This is a genomic window from Streptomyces sp. NPDC012474 (assembly GCF_042955185.1).
Classification (GTDB): Bacteria; Actinomycetota; Actinomycetes; order Streptomycetales; family Streptomycetaceae; genus Streptomyces; species Streptomyces cahuitamycinicus.
Map to the genome: position 1 here is coordinate 18064 of NZ_JBIBEP010000012.1, position 16961 is coordinate 35024.

15 protein-coding genes are annotated in these 16961 nt (G+C 71.9%); 9 read left to right on the forward strand and 6 right to left on the reverse strand.

The features are described from left to right. Positions 1-41: 41 nt before the first annotated feature. Both ACFY9S_RS24705 and ACFY9S_RS24710 read left to right on the forward strand, forming a co-directional pair. Positions 42-821 carry a polysaccharide deacetylase family protein gene (locus ACFY9S_RS24705; protein ID WP_391132010.1) on the forward strand — a complete coding sequence of 260 codons (780 nt, stop codon included), beginning with the start codon at positions 42-44 and terminating at the stop codon, positions 819-821. Between the two features lie 250 nt (positions 822-1071). Next, positions 1072-2193, forward strand: coding sequence for an AI-2E family transporter (locus tag ACFY9S_RS24710; RefSeq protein WP_391132012.1), 1122 nt, complete (start codon positions 1072-1074; stop codon positions 2191-2193). Between the two features lie 47 nt (positions 2194-2240). Here ACFY9S_RS24710 and ACFY9S_RS24715 read toward each other — a convergent pair whose 3' ends face one another. The 4 genes from ACFY9S_RS24715 to ACFY9S_RS24730 all read right to left on the reverse strand — a co-directional run bounded on the left by ACFY9S_RS24715 (position 2241) and on the right by ACFY9S_RS24730 (position 6120). Then, the gene (locus tag ACFY9S_RS24715; RefSeq protein ID WP_391132014.1) at positions 2241-2960 is read right to left on the reverse strand and encodes a DUF5701 family protein; all 720 of its coding nucleotides are present in this window, start codon (positions 2958-2960) and stop codon (positions 2241-2243) included. A 216-nt stretch (positions 2961-3176) separates the two neighbouring features. Next, positions 3177-3755 (reverse strand): dienelactone hydrolase family protein, encoded by a 579-nt coding sequence (locus tag ACFY9S_RS24720; RefSeq protein ID WP_391132016.1) that lies wholly within the window; start codon positions 3753-3755, stop codon positions 3177-3179. 167 nt (positions 3756-3922) lie between these two features. Then, positions 3923-5080, reverse strand: a complete 1158-nt coding sequence (locus ACFY9S_RS24725; protein ID WP_391132018.1) for a hypothetical protein — start codon at positions 5078-5080, stop codon at positions 3923-3925. Continuing rightward, a complete protein-coding gene (locus ACFY9S_RS24730; RefSeq protein ID WP_391132401.1) occupies positions 5077-6120 on the reverse strand; it encodes a hypothetical protein in 1044 nt (347 codons plus the stop codon). The genes ACFY9S_RS24725 and ACFY9S_RS24730 overlap by 4 nt, the downstream gene beginning before the upstream one ends. A 253-nt stretch (positions 6121-6373) precedes the next feature. Between ACFY9S_RS24730 and ACFY9S_RS24735 the strand changes: the two genes are divergently transcribed. Next, positions 6374-7312: a phosphotransferase gene (locus ACFY9S_RS24735; RefSeq protein ID WP_391132020.1), complete on the forward strand. Its 939-nt coding sequence runs from the start codon at positions 6374-6376 to the stop codon at positions 7310-7312. Between the two features lie 151 nt (positions 7313-7463). On the opposite strand, the gene ACFY9S_RS24740 is transcribed toward ACFY9S_RS24735, so the two are convergent. Continuing rightward, positions 7464-7916 carry an Lrp/AsnC family transcriptional regulator gene (locus tag ACFY9S_RS24740; protein WP_102911256.1) on the reverse strand — a complete coding sequence of 151 codons (453 nt, stop codon included), beginning with the start codon at positions 7914-7916 and terminating at the stop codon, positions 7464-7466. 111 nt (positions 7917-8027) lie between these two features. On the opposite strand from ACFY9S_RS24740, the gene ACFY9S_RS24745 reads away from it, so the two are divergent. Both ACFY9S_RS24745 and ACFY9S_RS24750 read left to right on the forward strand, forming a co-directional pair. Continuing rightward, the gene (locus ACFY9S_RS24745; RefSeq protein WP_391132022.1) at positions 8028-8654 is read left to right on the forward strand and encodes a LysE family transporter; all 627 of its coding nucleotides are present in this window, start codon (positions 8028-8030) and stop codon (positions 8652-8654) included. 156 nt (positions 8655-8810) lie between these two features. Continuing rightward, on the forward strand, positions 8811-11222 hold the full coding sequence (locus ACFY9S_RS24750; RefSeq protein WP_391132024.1) for a SpoIIE family protein phosphatase: 2412 nt from the start codon (positions 8811-8813) through the stop codon (positions 11220-11222). A 6-nt stretch (positions 11223-11228) separates the two neighbouring features. On the opposite strand, the gene ACFY9S_RS24755 is transcribed toward ACFY9S_RS24750, so the two are convergent. Next, positions 11229-12134 carry an SDR family oxidoreductase gene (locus ACFY9S_RS24755; protein ID WP_391132403.1) on the reverse strand — a complete coding sequence of 302 codons (906 nt, stop codon included), beginning with the start codon at positions 12132-12134 and terminating at the stop codon, positions 11229-11231. Positions 12135-12367: 233 nt separating this feature from the next. Between ACFY9S_RS24755 and ACFY9S_RS24760 the strand changes: the two genes are divergently transcribed. From ACFY9S_RS24760 to ACFY9S_RS24775, 4 genes are all read left to right on the forward strand, one after another. Next, positions 12368-13681, forward strand: coding sequence for an ATP-grasp domain-containing protein (locus ACFY9S_RS24760; protein ID WP_391132026.1), 1314 nt, complete (start codon positions 12368-12370; stop codon positions 13679-13681). A gap of 13 nt (positions 13682-13694) precedes the next feature. After that, the gene (locus ACFY9S_RS24765; RefSeq protein WP_391132027.1) at positions 13695-15734 is read left to right on the forward strand and encodes a CocE/NonD family hydrolase; all 2040 of its coding nucleotides are present in this window, start codon (positions 13695-13697) and stop codon (positions 15732-15734) included. Positions 15735-16023: 289 nt separating this feature from the next. Continuing rightward, complete coding sequence (locus ACFY9S_RS24770; protein ID WP_391132029.1) at positions 16024-16428, forward strand: DUF779 domain-containing protein; 405 nt, start codon at positions 16024-16026, stop codon at positions 16426-16428. 9 nt (positions 16429-16437) lie between these two features. Then, positions 16438-16908, forward strand: coding sequence for an SRPBCC domain-containing protein (locus ACFY9S_RS24775; protein WP_391132031.1), 471 nt, complete (start codon positions 16438-16440; stop codon positions 16906-16908). Positions 16909-16961 lie beyond the last annotated feature (53 nt).

Genomic DNA, 16961 nt, shown 5'->3' on the forward strand with positions numbered 1-16961 from the left:
CTATGGACGGGCTCCACGGCGACGGCGAAGGAACAGAAGACATGGTGGGAAGCGGCGGACGGGGATGGTACGCCAAAGTGCTGGCAGCGGCGCTCGGGGTGACCGCGGTGGCCGGCCTGACCTCGTTCTGGAACGCGCAGGTCGGTCCCGGCGCGGGAGGATCCGACCGGGGCGTCGCGGCTCCTCCCGCCCCGTCCCAGGACCGGAGGGCCGCGCCCGTGCGGGCGGGCATCGTGCATGCCTCGGACGCAGGCGCACGCGGCGTCAACATCACCATCGACGACGGACCGGATCCCGTCTGGACACCTCAAGTGCTGGAGCTGCTACGGGACAACGGTGTCAAGGCCACCTTCTGCATGGTGGGCACACAGGCTCGCGCCCACCCCGGCCTGGTCAAGGCGGTCGTGGCGGCCGGGCACCGGCTCTGCGACCACACGGTCTCGCACGACGTCACCATGGATCACAAGTCCAAGGCCTACCAGTCGGAGCAGATCAGGGACGCCGAGCGCATGATCACCGAGGCCTCCGGAGGTGTGCGCCCCCTGTACTACCGGGCTCCCGGAGGGGCCTTCACCCCCTCCAGCCGTCACCTCGCCGTGTCCCGCGGCATGCGCCCGCTGGGCTGGAACATCGACTCCAAGGACTTCGAGCGCCCCGGCACGAACGCCATCGTCGCAACCGTCAAGAACGAGATCTCCAACGGCCCGACCCTCCTCTTCCACGACGCGGGCGGAGACCGCTCGCAGACCGTCGCCGCCCTGCGGGAGCTCCTGCCGTGGCTGAAGGAGCAGGGGTACTCCTTCGGCTTCCCCGTGCGCTGACACCCCTGCGGCCGTCCGGACTCCGGACGGTCGCGTCACGAACGCCGGCACCATCGCGTCACGAACGCCGGCACGATCGCGTCGCGAACTCCGGCACCACCGCGCCGCGAACTCCGGCACCACCGCGCCGCGAACTCCGGCACGATCGCGTCGGGCTCCCGACGGGCCCCTCCGCCGGCCCGTACCGGCCTTCGGGGGAATTCCGGGCTCGCCCCATGGTTCGACGGCCCCAGGGTGGTACGGGCATGAGATGTCGACGCCCCCCGATCCACCCGTCTCGGCGCTGCCGCGCCTGAACGATGCCGGGTCGCGCGTACCGGGCGGGCTGCGGACAGCCGCCGCGTACGCGTGGCGGCTCATCGCGGTCGGCATCGTCGTCCGGGTCGCCTTCTCCGTGCTCGGGCAGTTCCACCGGATCGCCGTCGCCGTCTTCCTCGGTCTCGTGATCACCGCCGTGCTCCGCCCGGTGGCCGGTCTGCTGGCCCAGTTCATGCCCCGGCCGCTCGCGGTCGCCGCCGCGCTCATCGGCGGCATGGTCCTCGTCCTCGGGGCACTGGCCCTGGTGGGTGAGACCGTGGCGGACCAGCGGACCGGGCTGGAGAAGGAGTTCGTGGCCGGGATCGACCGGATCGAGCGACGGCTGGAGGAACCGCCCTTCCGGCTGCCCGCCGACGCCTTCGACGATCTCCAGTCCCGGATCGGCAAGCTCCTGTCGGACCACCGCTCCACCATCATCAGTACGGCGGTCAGCGGCGCGAGCCGGCTGGTCGAGGTGCTGACCGTGCTCGCGCTTGCCCTGTTCTGCGCGGTCTTCTTCACGCACTCCGGCGAGAAGCAGTGGCAGTGGCTGTGCGACCAGCTCCCCGACCGGGCCCGGCAGCGGTTCGCGGTCGGGGCCGGTGCGGCCTGGCGGACCTTCACCGGTTACACGCACGGCATCCTGCTGGTGGCGGCGACCAACGCGGTCCTCGTGGGCATCGCGCTGTTCGCCCTCGGGGTGCCGCTGGCCGTGCCGTTGGCCCTGCTGGAGTTCCTGGCGGCGTTCATCCCGCTGATCGGCTCGCCCATCGCCCTGGCGGTCGCCGCCGTCGTCGCCCTGGCGTCGAAGGGGCCGCTCATCGCCCTGGTGGTGGTGGCCCTGATCGTGGTCATCGGCCAGATCGAGGGCCACCTCCTGCACCCCATCGTGATGAGCTGGGCCGTGCGGCTGCACCCGGTGGTGGTCGCCCTGGCGGTGGTCGGCGGGGCGGTGGCGGCGGGGGTGATCGGTGCGGTGGTGGCCGTACCGCTGGTGGCCGTGGTGTGGTCCGTGTACCAGGCGCTGCGGGGCGGTACGGGCGCTCCGGCCCGGGGTGCCGCTCCGGCGGACTGAGCACGGGGCGGCCGGCGCCACTCACCCGGTTCGTGCGGTGACGGGCCTCAGCCCCTGCGGCCCGTCGTGGAGGCGAAGCCCAGCCAGGTGTGCCGGTTGTTCCACCAGCACCAGCCGACCTTGGGCGCGTTGCGGCGCTCGCGGCCGTCCCGGCCGGTGCCGTTGCTGATCCAGATGGCCGGGGTGCGGGCGTCGAAGGTGCCGTTGGGTTTGCGCAGCCGGGAACCGATGGTCATGAAGCAGAGGTTGCGCTCCAGGGCCTCGGGCTGCTGGAGCACCCAGTGGATGCCCTCGGTGAGCACCAGCGGGGTGCGGTCCTCCTTGGTGAGGGCGGGCAGTGCTTCGTCCGGGGACCAGTTGGCCATGTGGTCGCCGCGGTCGATGCCGTGGACGAGGTAGAGCGGGGCGTCGGGCAGTTCCAGGGCGCAGGGGGCGAACTCGTCGACGTCGGGCATGTCGACGACGACGAAGCCCGGCTTGCCGTCACGGCTGAGCAGCGGCGTGAGGGCCGAGGCGGGGGCCCGGTCCGGGTGCACGGCCAGCAGGGCACCCTGGCCGTCGGCCCCGGCTTCGCCCGTCGCGGCGCATGTGCGGATCTCCTCGGCGGACAGCCCGGCGATCTCGTGCACCCCCAGCTCGATCAGCCGCTCGGCCTGCGCGCTCAGGGCCGGGAGTGCGGGGAGGACGGTGGACGGGTCGGGCTTGGTCTCGGGCACGATGCTCCCTGGGTCGGCGATACGGGCGAACTCGGAGGTGAGTGAACTCATGGGCAACGATCCGCCTCGCCGGGACGTTCCCGCTCGGCCGCGCCCGTCGTCCCCGCGCCGGACAGGCCGCGGCTGCGCCACTCGCGGGGTGATATCCCGTAGGCCGCGTGTCACACGCGTGCCGGGACAGCACGCCTGGGTCGACGACGCGTCGGCCTCACCAGTGCAGGTTGGTGCGGGCAGCCCTGGCCTTGGTAGTTGTCGCGCGATGCCGGGCTATCTGCCGCGGTCGAGGAAGTCCAGCACTCGATGAGAGACCTGCGCGGCGGCCTGCTCGTCGTAGGGCGGCAGGCTACTGTCGGTGAACAGGTGTCTGTCGCCGGGATAGAGGAACAGCTCGGCATCCGCCGCCGTTTCGACGAGCGCGCGGGCGGCGTCCACGTCGCCCTCCCCGGCGAAGAACGGATCCGCGTCCATGCCGTGGACCTGGACCGGGACATCGTGGGGCCAGGTGTCGCCGAACTCCGCGACCGGGACGCATGCCTCCAGCAGCAGCGCACCCTTTGCGCCGGGGCGAGTCTGGGCCAGCTTCTGCGCGGGCAGGACGCCGAGCGAGAACCCGACGTAGACGAGTTCCGCAGGGAGCTCCTCGGCGGCGGCGGTTCCACGCTCGACGAGCGTGCCGAACCCGACATCCTCGGCGTAACCCATGCCCTCCTCGAGACTGTCGAATACCTGCCCCTCGAACAGGTCCGGGACATGGATGGTGTGTCCGGCCCTGCGCAGTTGCTCGGCGAACTCACGGACGCCGTCGGTCAACCCGTGCCCGTGGTGGAACACCAGTACCTCAGCCATGCCGCTCCCCTCGCCCTGCGGTGCCGGGCGGCGCCGCGGCACGAGTATGGCCCGCACCACTGACATCTACGGGTCGTTGCCGACGGGATCAATCGTTGGCTCAGCGCATCGTCCGTCTGATGATCGCCGGCAGAATCCATCGCACCGGCTGCGCCACCTCGCAGCCGCTACTGCCGTGGCAGTCTCAGTTTCAGCGGGCCGCAGCCGAGGCGGGCGGCCTCGGCCTCGACGTATCGAGGGAAGAGGGTACGCACGTCCGCGGCCTTCCCACTCTCGTTGGCCTGTACGAGGAACACCGTCGCGCCCGTCTGACAACGGGCCTGGAAGACACCGAGATTGGGGCCGAGGCCGCCGTAGCCGGCGGCGGAGCGCACTTGGTCGCCCTCTTTCAGGGCCATCCTGATGAAGATCGCGGCCAGCCGCGGGTCCTCGACGGTCATCAGTCGCTGCTTCGGCTGCGAGCCGGTGATGTCGCGGTCGCAGGTGCGCACCGGGCCGTGTCCGTCAGTGATCATGGGGTCGTGGTACTGCTTGCGCTTCTTGCCCAGGGTCAGCCCTTTGATGCCGCAGAGCGCGTCCGGCTTCTCCGTGCGGGTGTAGTGGGCGGCCTTCGGGAGGCGTTCAACCGGATCGGCGATCGTGCCGGCGCAGCCGAGGTCCGCGCTGACCTTGTTGACGAGCTTCACGACCATGCGGGCCATCCCGTCCCGCTGTTCGGTTCGCGGCTCCATGTCGGTGATCCAGCGGCCCTGGGCGATGTCGACGACGGTCGGCCCGTCGAAGTCGCTCGGGCGGCCCAGACAGCCGTCCGGGATGGCGAGCCAGGCGCGGTTGTCCGAGGCCATGCCCAACAGGCCGCCGCCGAGCGGGGTGAGACGGGCGGAGAGGAACTCGTCAGCCCACTTGCCGTCGTCGCCGGTCCGGTCGTCCAACTGGTGCACCCGGGCGGTGAGCGCCCATCCGTCGCCGTCGCTGTTCGTCAACTGGCAACTGCCGACAGGGCCGTCCAGGGAACGCCCGCTGTGCAGCACGGGCGCCTCGACCACCTTGACGTCCTCGGGCTCGCGGAAGGTCAGGGCGAGGTCGTCGCGGGACAGCGCGCCCCAGCACACCTCATCCGGCGCGAACGGCCCGGCCTGCGTCTGCCAGGCCATGCCGCCGGCGCCGAGCAGTACCCCGGCAAGACCAGCGGCCAGCGGCGGCCGGACCCGGCCACGCAGCAGCCTGCGCCAGTGCCAGCGGCTCAGACGCCGCTCGCTGAGCGGCTCCGGCTCGGCGGACAGGGGCGGCTCACATCGGTTCGGCTCGTCCGCGGTGCTGCTCACCGGGCGGCTCCCTCGGGGGCGATGGGGGCGCAGCGCAGACGGGCGGCGGCTGCGTTCGCGAAGGCGGCGAGGTGGCCGAGGTCGGTGGAGGCGCCCATCAGAAAGACGGTGGGCCGGCCGGCGCAGTCGGCTCGTACGATCGCGTGCTTCTCGCCGGTGGTGCCCGTGCCGCGCCAGCCGCGGGCCGCGGGGCGTTCGCCCGCGATGCCGTCGAACACCGCGGCCAGCCGGGGCCGCGCGACCATCGCCAGCTGCAGATACGGCAGACCGTCGCGGTCGTTACGGACGCTGCACGTCTGCAGGTCGCGGGTGACGACGCCGGTCTGGTACTCGATGTCCTCCGTGCCGAGATGCAGGCCGCGGATGCCGCAGACGTCGTCAGAGGTGCTGAAGACGCGCTCCCGGCCGCCCGGCAGGTCGTAGACGGGTGAGCTGACCCTCATGGGCTCGTCCGGCGCGCAACCGGCCGTCTCCATGCCGCGGTTGGCCGCCGCGACGAGCAGCTCCGCCGCCTGACGGGCGCCGCCCAGATCGGCCGGGTCGTTCCGGATGTACGAGGGGCCGCTGGTGTACGTGCCGGACGCGTGCATCGTGACGACGGTCGGTCGGCCGTCCTGTGTGTCGCAGGACTCGGGAAGCACCAGCAAGCCACCGCGCCCGTTCACCGTACCCGGCAGACCGTCCGGGAGCGGGACCATGTCGCCGCCCAGGAAATCGTCATGGACCATCGCGAGCCGGGCTTCCGCGGCCTTGGGGACCGGGCCGTACTCCACGGACACCTGCTGGTCGGTGGAGACCTTGTCGCCGTCGTAACTGCTCTTGTGCTCGCCGGTGATGGTGACGTCGCACCTGCCGGTCGGGTGCTCGCGGGTGGGCGCCGTCTGCTTGCCGGTGCGTGACCCGTCGTCGTCGAGGGCCTCGTCGCCGAGGAAGCCCGGGCCGCTGTCTTCCTGCCACGCCCCCCAGCAGTAGCGGTCCTTCGGCCACGGCCAGGTGTCCGCCGCCCACGTGCCGAGCCCGGTGCCCGCAAGCACGAGCACCAACGCGGATATCAGCGACAATCGGCCGCGCCTGCTGTGCGGCAACGCTCGGCGCAGCCGACGACCGGGAGCTGCGGCCGCCGCCAAGTCCCTTTCACTCACCCCGTGATCCCCTCCGGCGCAGGAGTCTATCCCTCGTCGTCAGTCAGGAGCAGGCGTCCCCGTCCATGGAAGATCTGCCGTTCAGCAGGCAGTCGTCCGCGGCGGCCATTTCGAGTCGGCAGGGCAGTACGCTCTCCGCATGGAAGGGTTCATGACACCTGATCAGATGTCCGCCCGCACCTCCCGTGCCCTCGCGGCGGCCGTCGCCGCGGGGCGTGATCTGGGGCTCGACGTGGCCGACGCGCGGGTCATCTACGACGTGTTCTCCGTCGTGGTGCACCTGGCTCCGTCACCCGTTGTGGTCAGGGTGCCGACCGTCCTGCCGTCGTACGCCGACGCCGGCTCCCAGGCCGCCCGGCAGCGGCAGGAGCTGGCCGTGGCGGGATGGCTCGCGGATCAGGGGCACCCGGTGATCCCGCCGAGTCCGCTCGTGCCGCGGGAGCCCGTGCTGCGGGACGGGTTCTCGATGACGTTCTGGCAGTTCGTCGAGCTGGACCAGAGCGCCGAGCCCGACTTCGTGCGCCAGGCGGGCCTGGTCGCCGACCTGCACGTCGCGCTGCGCTCCTACCCGGGTGAGCTGCCGTTCCTCTCGGCGGCGGAACCCCGGTTCGTCACCGATGGGCTTGCCGTGCTCGAAGCGCGCCCCGATCTCCTGGAGCCCTCCGATCTCGACCGGGCGCGGCGCGAGTGGGATGTCCTGGAGCCGGTCGTCGCCTCACGGGCGGGGTTCGAGGCGGTGTTCCCCGGCATCGGGGTGCAGCCGGTCCACGGGGACGCCCCGGCGGCCAACATCGTCGCCGGCCCGGACGGCCCCCTGTACTCCGACTTCGAACTGACCACGCTCGGACCGGTCGAGTGGGACCTGGCGGCCCTCGGCCCTGAGTGCGAGGCCGCTTACGACGCGGCGGCCGGGCGGTTGGGTCTGCGCCGGCTGGACAAGGACGTGCTGCGGGTCGTCAACGCGGTGGGCATGTCCCGCGCGGTGGCCTGCCTCGCGCTCGCGCCGCAGCTGCCCCTGCTGGTGGACGCGCTCAAGCCGGCCGTCGAGCAGTGGCGGTCGATGCCGTTCGCCGGGGGGCTCGGAGGCTGAGGCGCGCCGCCCGCGCGGTCCGCAAGACGGCTCGACCGCCGACGCACCACGCCCGCCCCGTCCGCAAGACGGCTCGACCGCCGACGCACGCCGCCGCCGGGGTTCACCGAAGGGCTCGGCGGCTGAGGCCCCGCCGCCTGCGCGGGGCCGCTCACTCGGGCAGCGGGCGGTCGTCCACGACGTGCTTCATGACGAGGGTGGAGTTGAGGCGCTGGACGCCGGGGAGCCGGGCGAGCCGCTGGTCGTAGAGCTGCTGGAAGGCGGTCAGGTCGGTGGCGGCGACGCGCAGGAGGTAGTCGGGGTCACCGAACAGCCGCTGGGCCTGGAGCACGTGCGGGACGGCGGCCACCGCCTCTTCGAACGCGGAGACCGTGTCGGCGTCCTCCAGGCGCATGGTGACGAAGACCAGCGCCTCGAAGTCGAGGCCCACGGCGGAGGGGTCCACCACCGCGCGATACCCCCGGATCGCACCCTCCCGTTCGAGGTCGCGCAGCCTGCGGTGGCAGGGCGAGACGCTCAGCTTCACCCGCGCGGCCAGCTCGGTGACCGTGAGACGGCCGTCCAGCTGCAGCTCGGTGAGAATTTTCCGGTCCAGGGCATCCATGGAGAAGATTCTGCCTCAGAAGACGCGATCAAGGAGGAAATTCGGGAACACCTTCGCATCGATCCGACCTAACCTTCCTCTCGCACCACCGCATGTGAGAGGGAACGATCGATGGACACGACCACGCTGGCGGCCTTCCTGGCAGTGGATCTGCTGCTGGTTTTCACCCCCGGCGCGGACTGGGCCTACGCGATCACGGCAGGCCTTCGGGACCGGTCGGTCGTGCCGGCGGTCGCCGGGCTGATCGCCGGATACGCGGGCTACACCCTGCTCGCCGTGGCGGGCCTGGTGGTGATCGTGGCGAGCTCGGCGACGCTGCTCACCGTGCTGACCATGGCGGGGGCCGGCTACCTGGTGTGGCTCGGCTGGGGCGTGCTCCGACAGCCGGCCGTCTTGCCGGCCGCCGGGGAGGACGTGGGCCCCGAAGGCACCTCCAGGCTGCGGGTCATGCTCAGGGGAATCGGCATCAGCGGGCTGAACCCCAAGGCGCTGCTGCTCTACTTCTCCCTGTTCCCGCAGTTCATCGATCCCGCGGGGGCGTGGCCGGTCGCCGGCCAGACCGGCCTGCTCGGCTCGCTGCACATGACCGCCTGCGCCGTGGTCTACCTCACCGTCGGAGTCCTGGCCCGCACGGTTCTGAGGACCAGGCCCGCCGCGGCCCGGGCGGTGACCCGTGTCTCCGGCGCGATGATGATCGTCATCGGCGGGTTCCTGCTGGCGGAACGCCTGGCCGGCTGACGGCTCTCCCGCCGGGGTCGAGCACGGGATCCGCACGGTCCTGGCGTTCGCGCTGGTCACCGCAGCGCGTCTCGGCAGACGAGCCTCAGCAAGTCGGTAGCGGGACAATCGGTGCAGAGAATCGTGAACAGCAGGGGCGGCACAGCCGGAGGCACCGTGGAGGGACGCGTACCGGAGGACCTGGTGGTCGTCGTCGACGCCGACGCGGCGATCATGGTGTGGAGCGACGGCGCTCGCCGTCTGCTCGGCTACGAACCCGCCGAACTCCTGGGCAAGCCCGCCACCGACCTGCTCGCCGCCCGGCTCCCGGAGTCCACGCGGCGGCACGCGGCCGAAGGCCGGCGCTGGGCCGGCGAGGTGGCGCTCCGGCACCGGGACGGCGACCGCGTCGTCGTCCGGCTGCAGGGGACCCCGCTGGCGGACGCCGAGGGCGGACGGCTGTGGCTCGTGACCGGCACCGTGCCGGCGTACACGGCGGCCCCGGCCGAGCAGGGAACCCTGCCGCTGTGGGACCTCACGCTCGCCCAGCTCCCCGTGCCGGTGGCGGTCTACGACCTCGATGCCCGGCTGGTGGCAGCCAACGACATCATGACCGAGGTCATGGGCAGGTCCGAGGAGGACATGAAGGGCCTGACCCTGTGGGAGATCGAGCCGAACCCGCCCTTCGACGAGTACGACCGCCTCCAGCGCGAGGTCCTGCGCACCGGCGAGATGATCTTCCATGAGGAGCACGGCAAGGCCCCGGGCCAGACCCGGCCGCACGCCTGGTCCATGTTCGTGTCGCCGCTGAAGGACGAGACCGGTGCGGTCCACGGCATATCGGCGACCGTGTTCGACACCACGGAGCAGTACTGGGCCCGCCGCCGCCTCGCGGTGCTCAACGAGGCCAGTCTGCGGATCGGCAGCACCCTGGACGTGACCCGGACGGCCGAGGAGATGGCCGAGGTGGCCGTGACCGGGGGGTTCGCCGACTTCGTCACCGTGGATCTGCTGGAGTCCGTCGCCCTGGGCGACGAGCCGGGGCCGCTGCCGCCGGACACGCCCGTCACCGTGCGGCGCACCGCGCAGCTGTCGGTGCTCCAGGGCTGCCCGGAGTCGGTGGTCGCCTCGGGCGGGACGATCCGCTACCCGGTGGGGACGCTGCCGATGCGGACCCTGAACGCCGGCCGGGGCGTCCGGCACCGGCCCGGGGACCCGGAACTGCGGGAATGGCTCCGGTCATCCCCCGCCCGCGCCGAGACCGTGTCCCGGCACCTGATCCACTCGGTGATGATGGTGCCGCTGCGCGCCCGGGGTGTGACGCTGGGCCTGGTGCACTTCCTCCGGCACCGCACGCCCGAGTGGTTCAGCGAGGACGACCTGCTGCTCGCGGAGGAGATCGTCGCCCGGGCGGCGGTGAGCGTGGACAACGCCCGCCGGTACACCCGGGAACGCCGCACGGCGCTGGCGCTCCAGCGCAGCCTGCTTCCCGAGCGGCCTCCGGAGCTGGCCGCTATGGACATCGCCTACCGCTATCTGCCGACCGGGGCCGGCGCGGACATCGGGGGCGACTGGTTCGACGTGATCCCGCTGTCCGGCGCCCGGGTGGCGCTGGTGGTGGGCGACGTGGTGGGCCACGGCATCCAGGCGTCGGCCACGATGGGCCGGCTGCGGACGGCCGTACGGACGCTCGCGGACGTCGATCTCGCACCCGACGAGCTGCTCACCCAGCTGGACGACCTCGTCATCCGGCTGGACCGTGAGGAGGGCCCGGAGGTGCGCGGCGAGCAGGAGGCGTCGGGGCAGGTCGGCGCCACCTGCCTGTACGCGGTGTACGACCCGGTGACCCGGCGCTGCACCATGGCTCGCGCCGGGCATCCGGCGCCCGCCCTGGTCACCCCCGGGGGCGGCGTGAGCTTCCTGGATCTGCCGGCCGGGCCGCCGCTGGGTCTGGGCGGTCTGCCGTTCGAGGCCTTCGAGGTGCAACTGGAGGAGAACAGCCTGCTCGCCCTCTACACCAATGGCCTGATCGAGGCGCCCGACCACGACATCGAGGTCGGGATCGGCCTGCTGCGCCGGGCGCTGAGCAGCCCCCAGGGCACGCTCGACGAGACCTGCGACCGGGTGCTCCGCACGGTGCTGACCGGCCGGCCCGAGGACGACATCGTGCTGATGCTGGCGCGGACGGCCGTACTCGACGCCGCGAAGGTCCGCACCTGGCAGCTGCCGCCGGAACCCTCGGCCGTGGCTCGGGCCCGCAGGATGGCGGGCGCGCAGCTGGCCGAATGGCGTCTGGCGGAGGCGGAGTTCGCGACCGAGCTGATCGTCAGCGAGCTGGTCACCAACGCGCTGCGGTACGGCGGCGCCCCCATCGAGCTGAGGCTGATCCGCGACTCGACCCTCATCTGCGAGGTGTCCGACGGCAGCAACACCGCGCCGCACCTGCGCCGGGCCCGGGTCTTCGACGAGGGCGGGCGGGGACTGCTGCTCGTCGCCCAGCTCGCCGAGCGGTGGGGCAGCCGCCAGACGGCCACGGGCAAGACCATCTGGGCCGAACAGCCCCTGCCCGCCGGGAACGCCGGGAAGTGAGCCCGGCTACCGCGTGTCGACGATGCCGCCGGTCACCGCGATGACCTCGCCGACGGTGTAGCTGGAGTCGGCGTCGGAGGCGAGGTAGACGTACGTGGGCGCGATCTCCTCGGGCTGGGCCGCGCGTTCCAGCGGGGCCTCGCTGCCGATGTGGGCGAGTCCTTCCGGCGGCATGTGCGGATCGGCCTCGTTGAGGGGTGTCCACGTGGGGCCCGGCGCGACCACGTTGGCGCGCACGCCCCGCTTGGCCAGGTGAACGGCGACGGACTTGGTCAGGGTGATCAGCGCGGCCTTGGACGCCGCGTAGTCGATCATCGTCGTGCTGCCCTTGAGGGCCTCCTCGGTGGCGGTGGCGATGACCGCGTCGCCGGGCTGCAGATGGGGCAGGGCCGCCATGAGCAGGTGGAAGTACGCGTAGACGTTCGTCTTGAACGTCAGGTCGAAGTCCTCCGCGGTCAACTGCTCCAGTTCCAGTTTGCTGTTGAGGTAGGCGGCGTTGCTCACGAGGATGTTCAGCCCGCCGAGTTCCGCCGCCGTCCGTTCGACGGCCGCACGGCAGAACTCCGGGTCGGTGAGGTCGCCGGGCAGCAGCAGACAGCGCCTGCCCTGCTCCTCCACCTCGGCGCGCACCCGCTCCGCGTCCACCTGCTCCTCGGGCAGATGGACGACGGCGACGTCGGCGCCCTCGCGTGCGTACAGCAGCGCCACGGCCCGTCCTATGCCGGAGTCGCCGCCGGTGATCAGCGCGGTCTTCCCCTCCAGCTTCCCGCTAGCCCGGTAACGGCTCGCCCGGTAGCGCGGCTTGGTGCGCATCTCGGCCTCAAGGCCGGGCCGCTGCTGCTTGTCGGAGTCGTAGGGCGGGTCCGGCTCGGACACGACCTGGGGTGCGGGCCTTTCCTGCTCGGGCTGCACGACTTTCCCTTCGCCGGTGTCGTCCACGGCGCGGCCCGCTTCACCGGCCGCGCCGTCCTTGCCCGGCCCGCGTTCCCAGAACGGCGGCGGGCATGTCCCCGGCGCCGTGGACGCGCGGCGGCGCGGCGCCCGGAACGGGCGCGATGCCCGGACCGGAATGCCGGCAGGCACGACGGGTACTCCAACGATCTTGCAAGTCGGCCTTCGGGCCGTACGCCGTCGGAAGGAGAGCCGTGTCTGACGAGACGGTGAAGAACGTCTTCGTGATCGGACTCGACGAGGCGAATCTGCCCACGCTTCAACAGGTCCCGGGAGCCGAACGGCTGCGATTTCACCAGCTGCTGACGATCGAGGAGCTCCAGTTGGGCGAGGTGCACCTGCCCACGCTGCTCGACAAGGCCCAGGGCGTGCTCGACGCGTTCGACGGCAGCATCGACGCGATCGTCGGCTACTGGGACTTCCCGGTCAGCACCCTCGTCCCGATGCTGAGCGAACGCTACGGCACCCGCAGCACCAGCCTGGAGTCGGTGGTCAAGTGCGAGCACAAGTACTGGAGCCGGCTGGAGCAGCAGAAGGCCACCGACCGGCATCCGCGTTTCGGCCAGGTCGACCTGTCCGCCGAGCCGCCACGTCCCCCGAAGGGGGTGACCTTCCCGATGTGGCTCAAGCCCGCCCTCTCGTACTCCTCGGAACTCGCCTTCGGAGTTGATGACGAAGAGGAGTTCGGCAAGGCCGTCTCCGAGATCCGCGAGGGCATCTCCCGGATCGGCCGCCCCTTCGAGCACATCCTGGAGCGCATCGACCTGCCCCCGGAGATGGACGGCGTCGGCGGCCGGGTGTGCCTCGCCGAGGAGGCGATGTCCGGCGTCCAGGTCGCCGTCGAGGGCTATGTGCACCAGGGAGAGGTGACGGTCTACGGGGTCCTGGACTCCATCCAGTACCCGGACTCCCCCTGCTTCCTGCGCCACCAGTACCCCTCGACGCTGCCGCCGCCGGTGATCGCCCGGCTCCACGACGTCAGCGAGCGCGTGATGCGGCAGATCGGGATGGACTCGGCCACCTTCAGCATCGAGTACTTCTACGACCCGCGGACCCAGGAGATCAACCTGCTGGAGATCAACCCGCGGCACTCCCAGTCGCACGCGGAGCTGTTCCAGTACGTCGACGGCGTACCCAACCACCACTGCATGATCAGCCTCGCCCTCGGCGAGGACCCGCACATGCCGCACCGCGAGGGCCCGTACGCGATGGCGGCGAAGTGGTACCACCGCTGGTTCACCGACGGTGTGGTGAGCCGGGTGCCGGGCCCCGAGGAGATCGCGCGCATCGAGCGGGAGACCCCGGGCGTCCGCATCGAGGTGATCCCCGAGCGGGGCGACAGGCTCTCCGAGCTCCCGGGACAGGACAGCTACAGCTACGAGCTGGCGCACATCTACACCGGCGGCGCGGACGAGGCGGAGCTGCGGGAGAAGTTCGACCACTGCGTGGCCGCCCTGGGCCTGGCCTTCGAGGACGCCCCGGCCGAGGCCGACGCCGCGCACCAGTGAGGAGCACGGTTCCATGCGTTATGTGACCAACCTGCCGTACGAGACGAAGGAGGAGGAGCACGTCACGATCCCGATGTCCGACGGGATCCGGCTCTCCGCGCACATCTGGCGCCCCACCTCCTCGGACCAGGAGCCGGTGCCGGCGGTGCTGGAGTACATCCCGTACCGCAAGCGCGATCTGACGGCCGTACGGGACTCGATCCACCACCCGTACCTCGCCGGGCACGGCTACGCGTGTGTCCGCGTCGACCTGCGCGGCACCGGCGACTCGGAGGGCGTGCTGCGCGACGAGTACCTGGAACGGGAGCAGGCGGACGCCGAGGAGATCCTGGCCTGGCTGGCCGAACAGCCCTGGTGCGACGGCGGCACGGGCATGATGGGCATCTCCTGGGGCGCGTTCGCGGCGCTCCAGGTGGCGGCCCGGCAGCCGCCGGGTCTGAAGGCCATCGCCATCGCCTCGTTCACCGACGACCGGCACGCCGACGACATGCACTACATGGGCGGCGCCCTGCTGTCGGACAACCTGGCCGAGGCGGGCACCATGTTCGCCTACGGCACCTGCCCGCCCGACCCGGCCGTGGTCGGCGACCGCTGGCGCGGGATGTGGCACGAGCGGCTGGAGAACACCGAGCCCTGGGTGCTGGAGTGGCTGCGTCACCAGCGGCGCGACGACTACTGGCGGCACGCCTCGGTGTGCGAGGACTACACGAGCGTGCGCTGCCCGGTCCTGGCCTCCAGCGGCTGGGCGGACGGCTACTCCAACGCCGTGACCCGGCTGCTCGGGAACCTGGACGTGCCCCGCAAGGGGCTGATCGGACCCTGGTCGCACAAGTTCCCCCACCTCGGGGAGCCCGGCCCGGCGATCGGCTACCTCCAGGAACTCGTGCGGTGGTGGGACCACTGGCTCAAGGGCGTCGACAACGGCGTCATGGAAGGCCCCATGCTGCTGGCGTGGATGCAGGACAGCGTGCCGCCCTCCACGTCCTACGAGGAGCGGCCGGGTCGCTGGGTCGGCGAGCCGGACTGGCCGTCGCCGCACATCCGGCCCCTCACGCACCCGCTCAGCCGGCACACGATCGGGCCCGCGCAGGACGCCTCGGCGGCGCCCTCCGAGGGCGGTGAGGCGATGACGGTGCGCTCGCCGCTGTCGGTCGGCCAGTTCGCGGGCAAGTGGGCCTCCTACAACGCTCCCCCGGACCTGCCCTACGACCAGCGGGAGGAGGACGGCGGCTCGCTCGTCTTCGACAGCGAGCCGCTGACCGAGCCGGTGGAGATCCTCGGCTCACCGAGCGTGGAGCTCGACCTGACGGTCAGCGAGCCGGTCGCCCTGGTGGCCGCGCGGCTGTCCGACGTGAGCCCCGACGGCGCCGCGACCCGCGTCTCCTACGGCATTCTGAACCTGACCCGCCGTGACAGCACGGAGTCGCCCGAGCCGTTGGAGCCGGGCCGGCGCTACCGGGCCACCATCCCGCTGAACGGCGTGGCGCAGGCGTTCCCGCCGGGCCACCGCATCCGGCTGTCCCTGTCGACGTCGTACTGGCCGCTGGCCTGGCCGGCGCCCAAGCCGGCCCGGCTCGGCGTCCACGAGCACTCCAGCACGCTCACCCTGCCGGTGCGGCCCGTGGACGAGCCCGACGAGGTGCCGTCGTCCCCCTTCGGAGAACCCGAGGGCACCGCCCCGCTCGCCATGACCCAGGTGACGCCCCCGGAGGAGCGCTGGGAGGTCAAGCGGGACCTGATCGGCTACCACTCCGAGCTGGACATCGTCAAGGACCGGGGCACGGTCCGCTTCGAGGACATCGGCCTGGAGGCCGGCCGCCGCGCCCACGAGCGCTACACGGCGGTCGCAGACGACTTCACCTCGGTCGGCGGCGAGACCACGTGGACCATGCGGTTCCAACGGGACGACTGGGACGCGCGGGTGGTCACCAGCACCCGGCTCACGTGCGACGAGACGGACTTCTTCGTCGACGCGACCCTCGACGCCTACGAGGCCGACCGCCGGGTCTTCTCCCGCACCTGGAACGAGAAGGTCCCCCGCGACCTGCTGTAGCCGGCGTGGCCTCAGCGGGGCGGAGCGGCAGGGGAAATGCCCGTCGCGGCGAAGCAACGGCTCGGCTCGGGAGTGCGGGGGCCGTCTCGGGCCCCTGCACGTCCCGGTCGGCGGCCGTACCGCGGCCTCGTCCACGTGAGGGTCGGGCGGCACTCCGGTTCCGGCCGGCGCCCGCGCGAGCGGACACTGCCCCTCCCGCCCTGTGGCCCCCGCCCGTCCTCGGGCGGATACTGGACGACTCGCGATACGGACCGGTTCCCGACCCCGCCGTCACCGCCAGGAGGAACACATGACCGTACGCACTGGGCGCGTCGAACTGGCCCCCGCCGCGGAGGAACTGCTGCGGCGGCTGACCGGGACGCACGGGCCGGTGATGTTCCACCAGTCCGGCGGCTGTTGCGACGGCAGCGCTCCGATGTGCTACCCGCGCGGTGAGTTCCGGGTCGGCGCCTCGGACGTCCTGCTGGGGCACGTGGCCGGGGACACCCCGTTCTGGATGAGCGCGGACCAGTTCACGTACTGGTCGCACACCCATCTGACCGTCGATGTCGTGCCCGGCCGGGGCAGCGGGTTCTCGCTGGAGGCTCCGGAGGGCGTCCGCTTCCTGCTGCGCTCCCGCCTCCTCACCGACGAGGAACTGCGCCGCCTGGACTCGGAACCGCCCTTGCCGAACGGGGCGGAGTACAGGCCCTAGGGTGGGGCCATGTACACGTCCCGGGTCTCCGGCCATGTCGACGCTCCCCGTGCCGCCGTGTACCGGGCGCTGGTGAGTGCCCAGGCGATCGCGCGCTGGCGGGTACCGGACGGGATGAGCGGCGAGGTGCACGAGTTCGACGCCCGCGAGGGCGGCGGTTTCCGTGTCTCGCTCACCTATGAGGCTCCGGACGCCTCGGGGAAGTCGGCCGCGCACACCGACACCTACCATGGTCACTTCGCGCGGCTGGTGCCGGACGAGCAGGTGGTCGAGGTGCTGGAGTTCGAGGCCTCCGATCCCGCGTTGCGCGGCGCCATGACGCTGACGACCACGCTGACCGACGCGCGGGGCGGCGGCACCGACGTCCTCATGGTCCACGAGGGCATCCCCGACGCGGTGCCCGCCGCCGACAACGAGACGGGCACGCGCATGGCGCTGGCGAACCTGGCCCGTCTCGTCGAGGCCGGCGGTTCTTCCTGAACGACGGGGGCTTGTCAGGGGGCGGCGCACACCGACGGCAGTGCCCGGCCCAG

Excerpts from the sequence above, each read along its gene's own strand:
- ACFY9S_RS24745 (WP_391132022.1), top strand. The coding sequence starts at position 8,028 with ATGGACACGACCACGCTGGCGGCCTTCCTGGCAGTGGATCTGCTGCTG.
- ACFY9S_RS24705 (WP_391132010.1), top strand. The coding sequence starts at position 42 with ATGGTGGGAAGCGGCGGACGGGGATGGTACGCCAAAGTGCTGGCAGCG.
- ACFY9S_RS24775 (WP_391132031.1), top strand. The coding sequence starts at position 16,438 with ATGTACACGTCCCGGGTCTCCGGCCATGTCGACGCTCCCCGTGCCGCC.
- ACFY9S_RS24740 (WP_102911256.1), bottom strand. The coding sequence starts at position 7,916 with ATGGATGCCCTGGACCGGAAAATTCTCACCGAGCTGCAGCTGGACGGC.
- ACFY9S_RS24735 (WP_391132020.1), top strand. The coding sequence starts at position 6,374 with ATGACACCTGATCAGATGTCCGCCCGCACCTCCCGTGCCCTCGCGGCG.
- ACFY9S_RS24770 (WP_391132029.1), top strand. The coding sequence starts at position 16,024 with ATGACCGTACGCACTGGGCGCGTCGAACTGGCCCCCGCCGCGGAGGAA.
- ACFY9S_RS24710 (WP_391132012.1), top strand. The coding sequence starts at position 1,072 with ATGTCGACGCCCCCCGATCCACCCGTCTCGGCGCTGCCGCGCCTGAAC.
- ACFY9S_RS24720 (WP_391132016.1), bottom strand. The coding sequence starts at position 3,755 with ATGGCTGAGGTACTGGTGTTCCACCACGGGCACGGGTTGACCGACGGC.
- ACFY9S_RS24715 (WP_391132014.1), bottom strand. The coding sequence starts at position 2,960 with ATGAGTTCACTCACCTCCGAGTTCGCCCGTATCGCCGACCCAGGGAGC.
- ACFY9S_RS24765 (WP_391132027.1), top strand. The coding sequence starts at position 13,695 with ATGCGTTATGTGACCAACCTGCCGTACGAGACGAAGGAGGAGGAGCAC.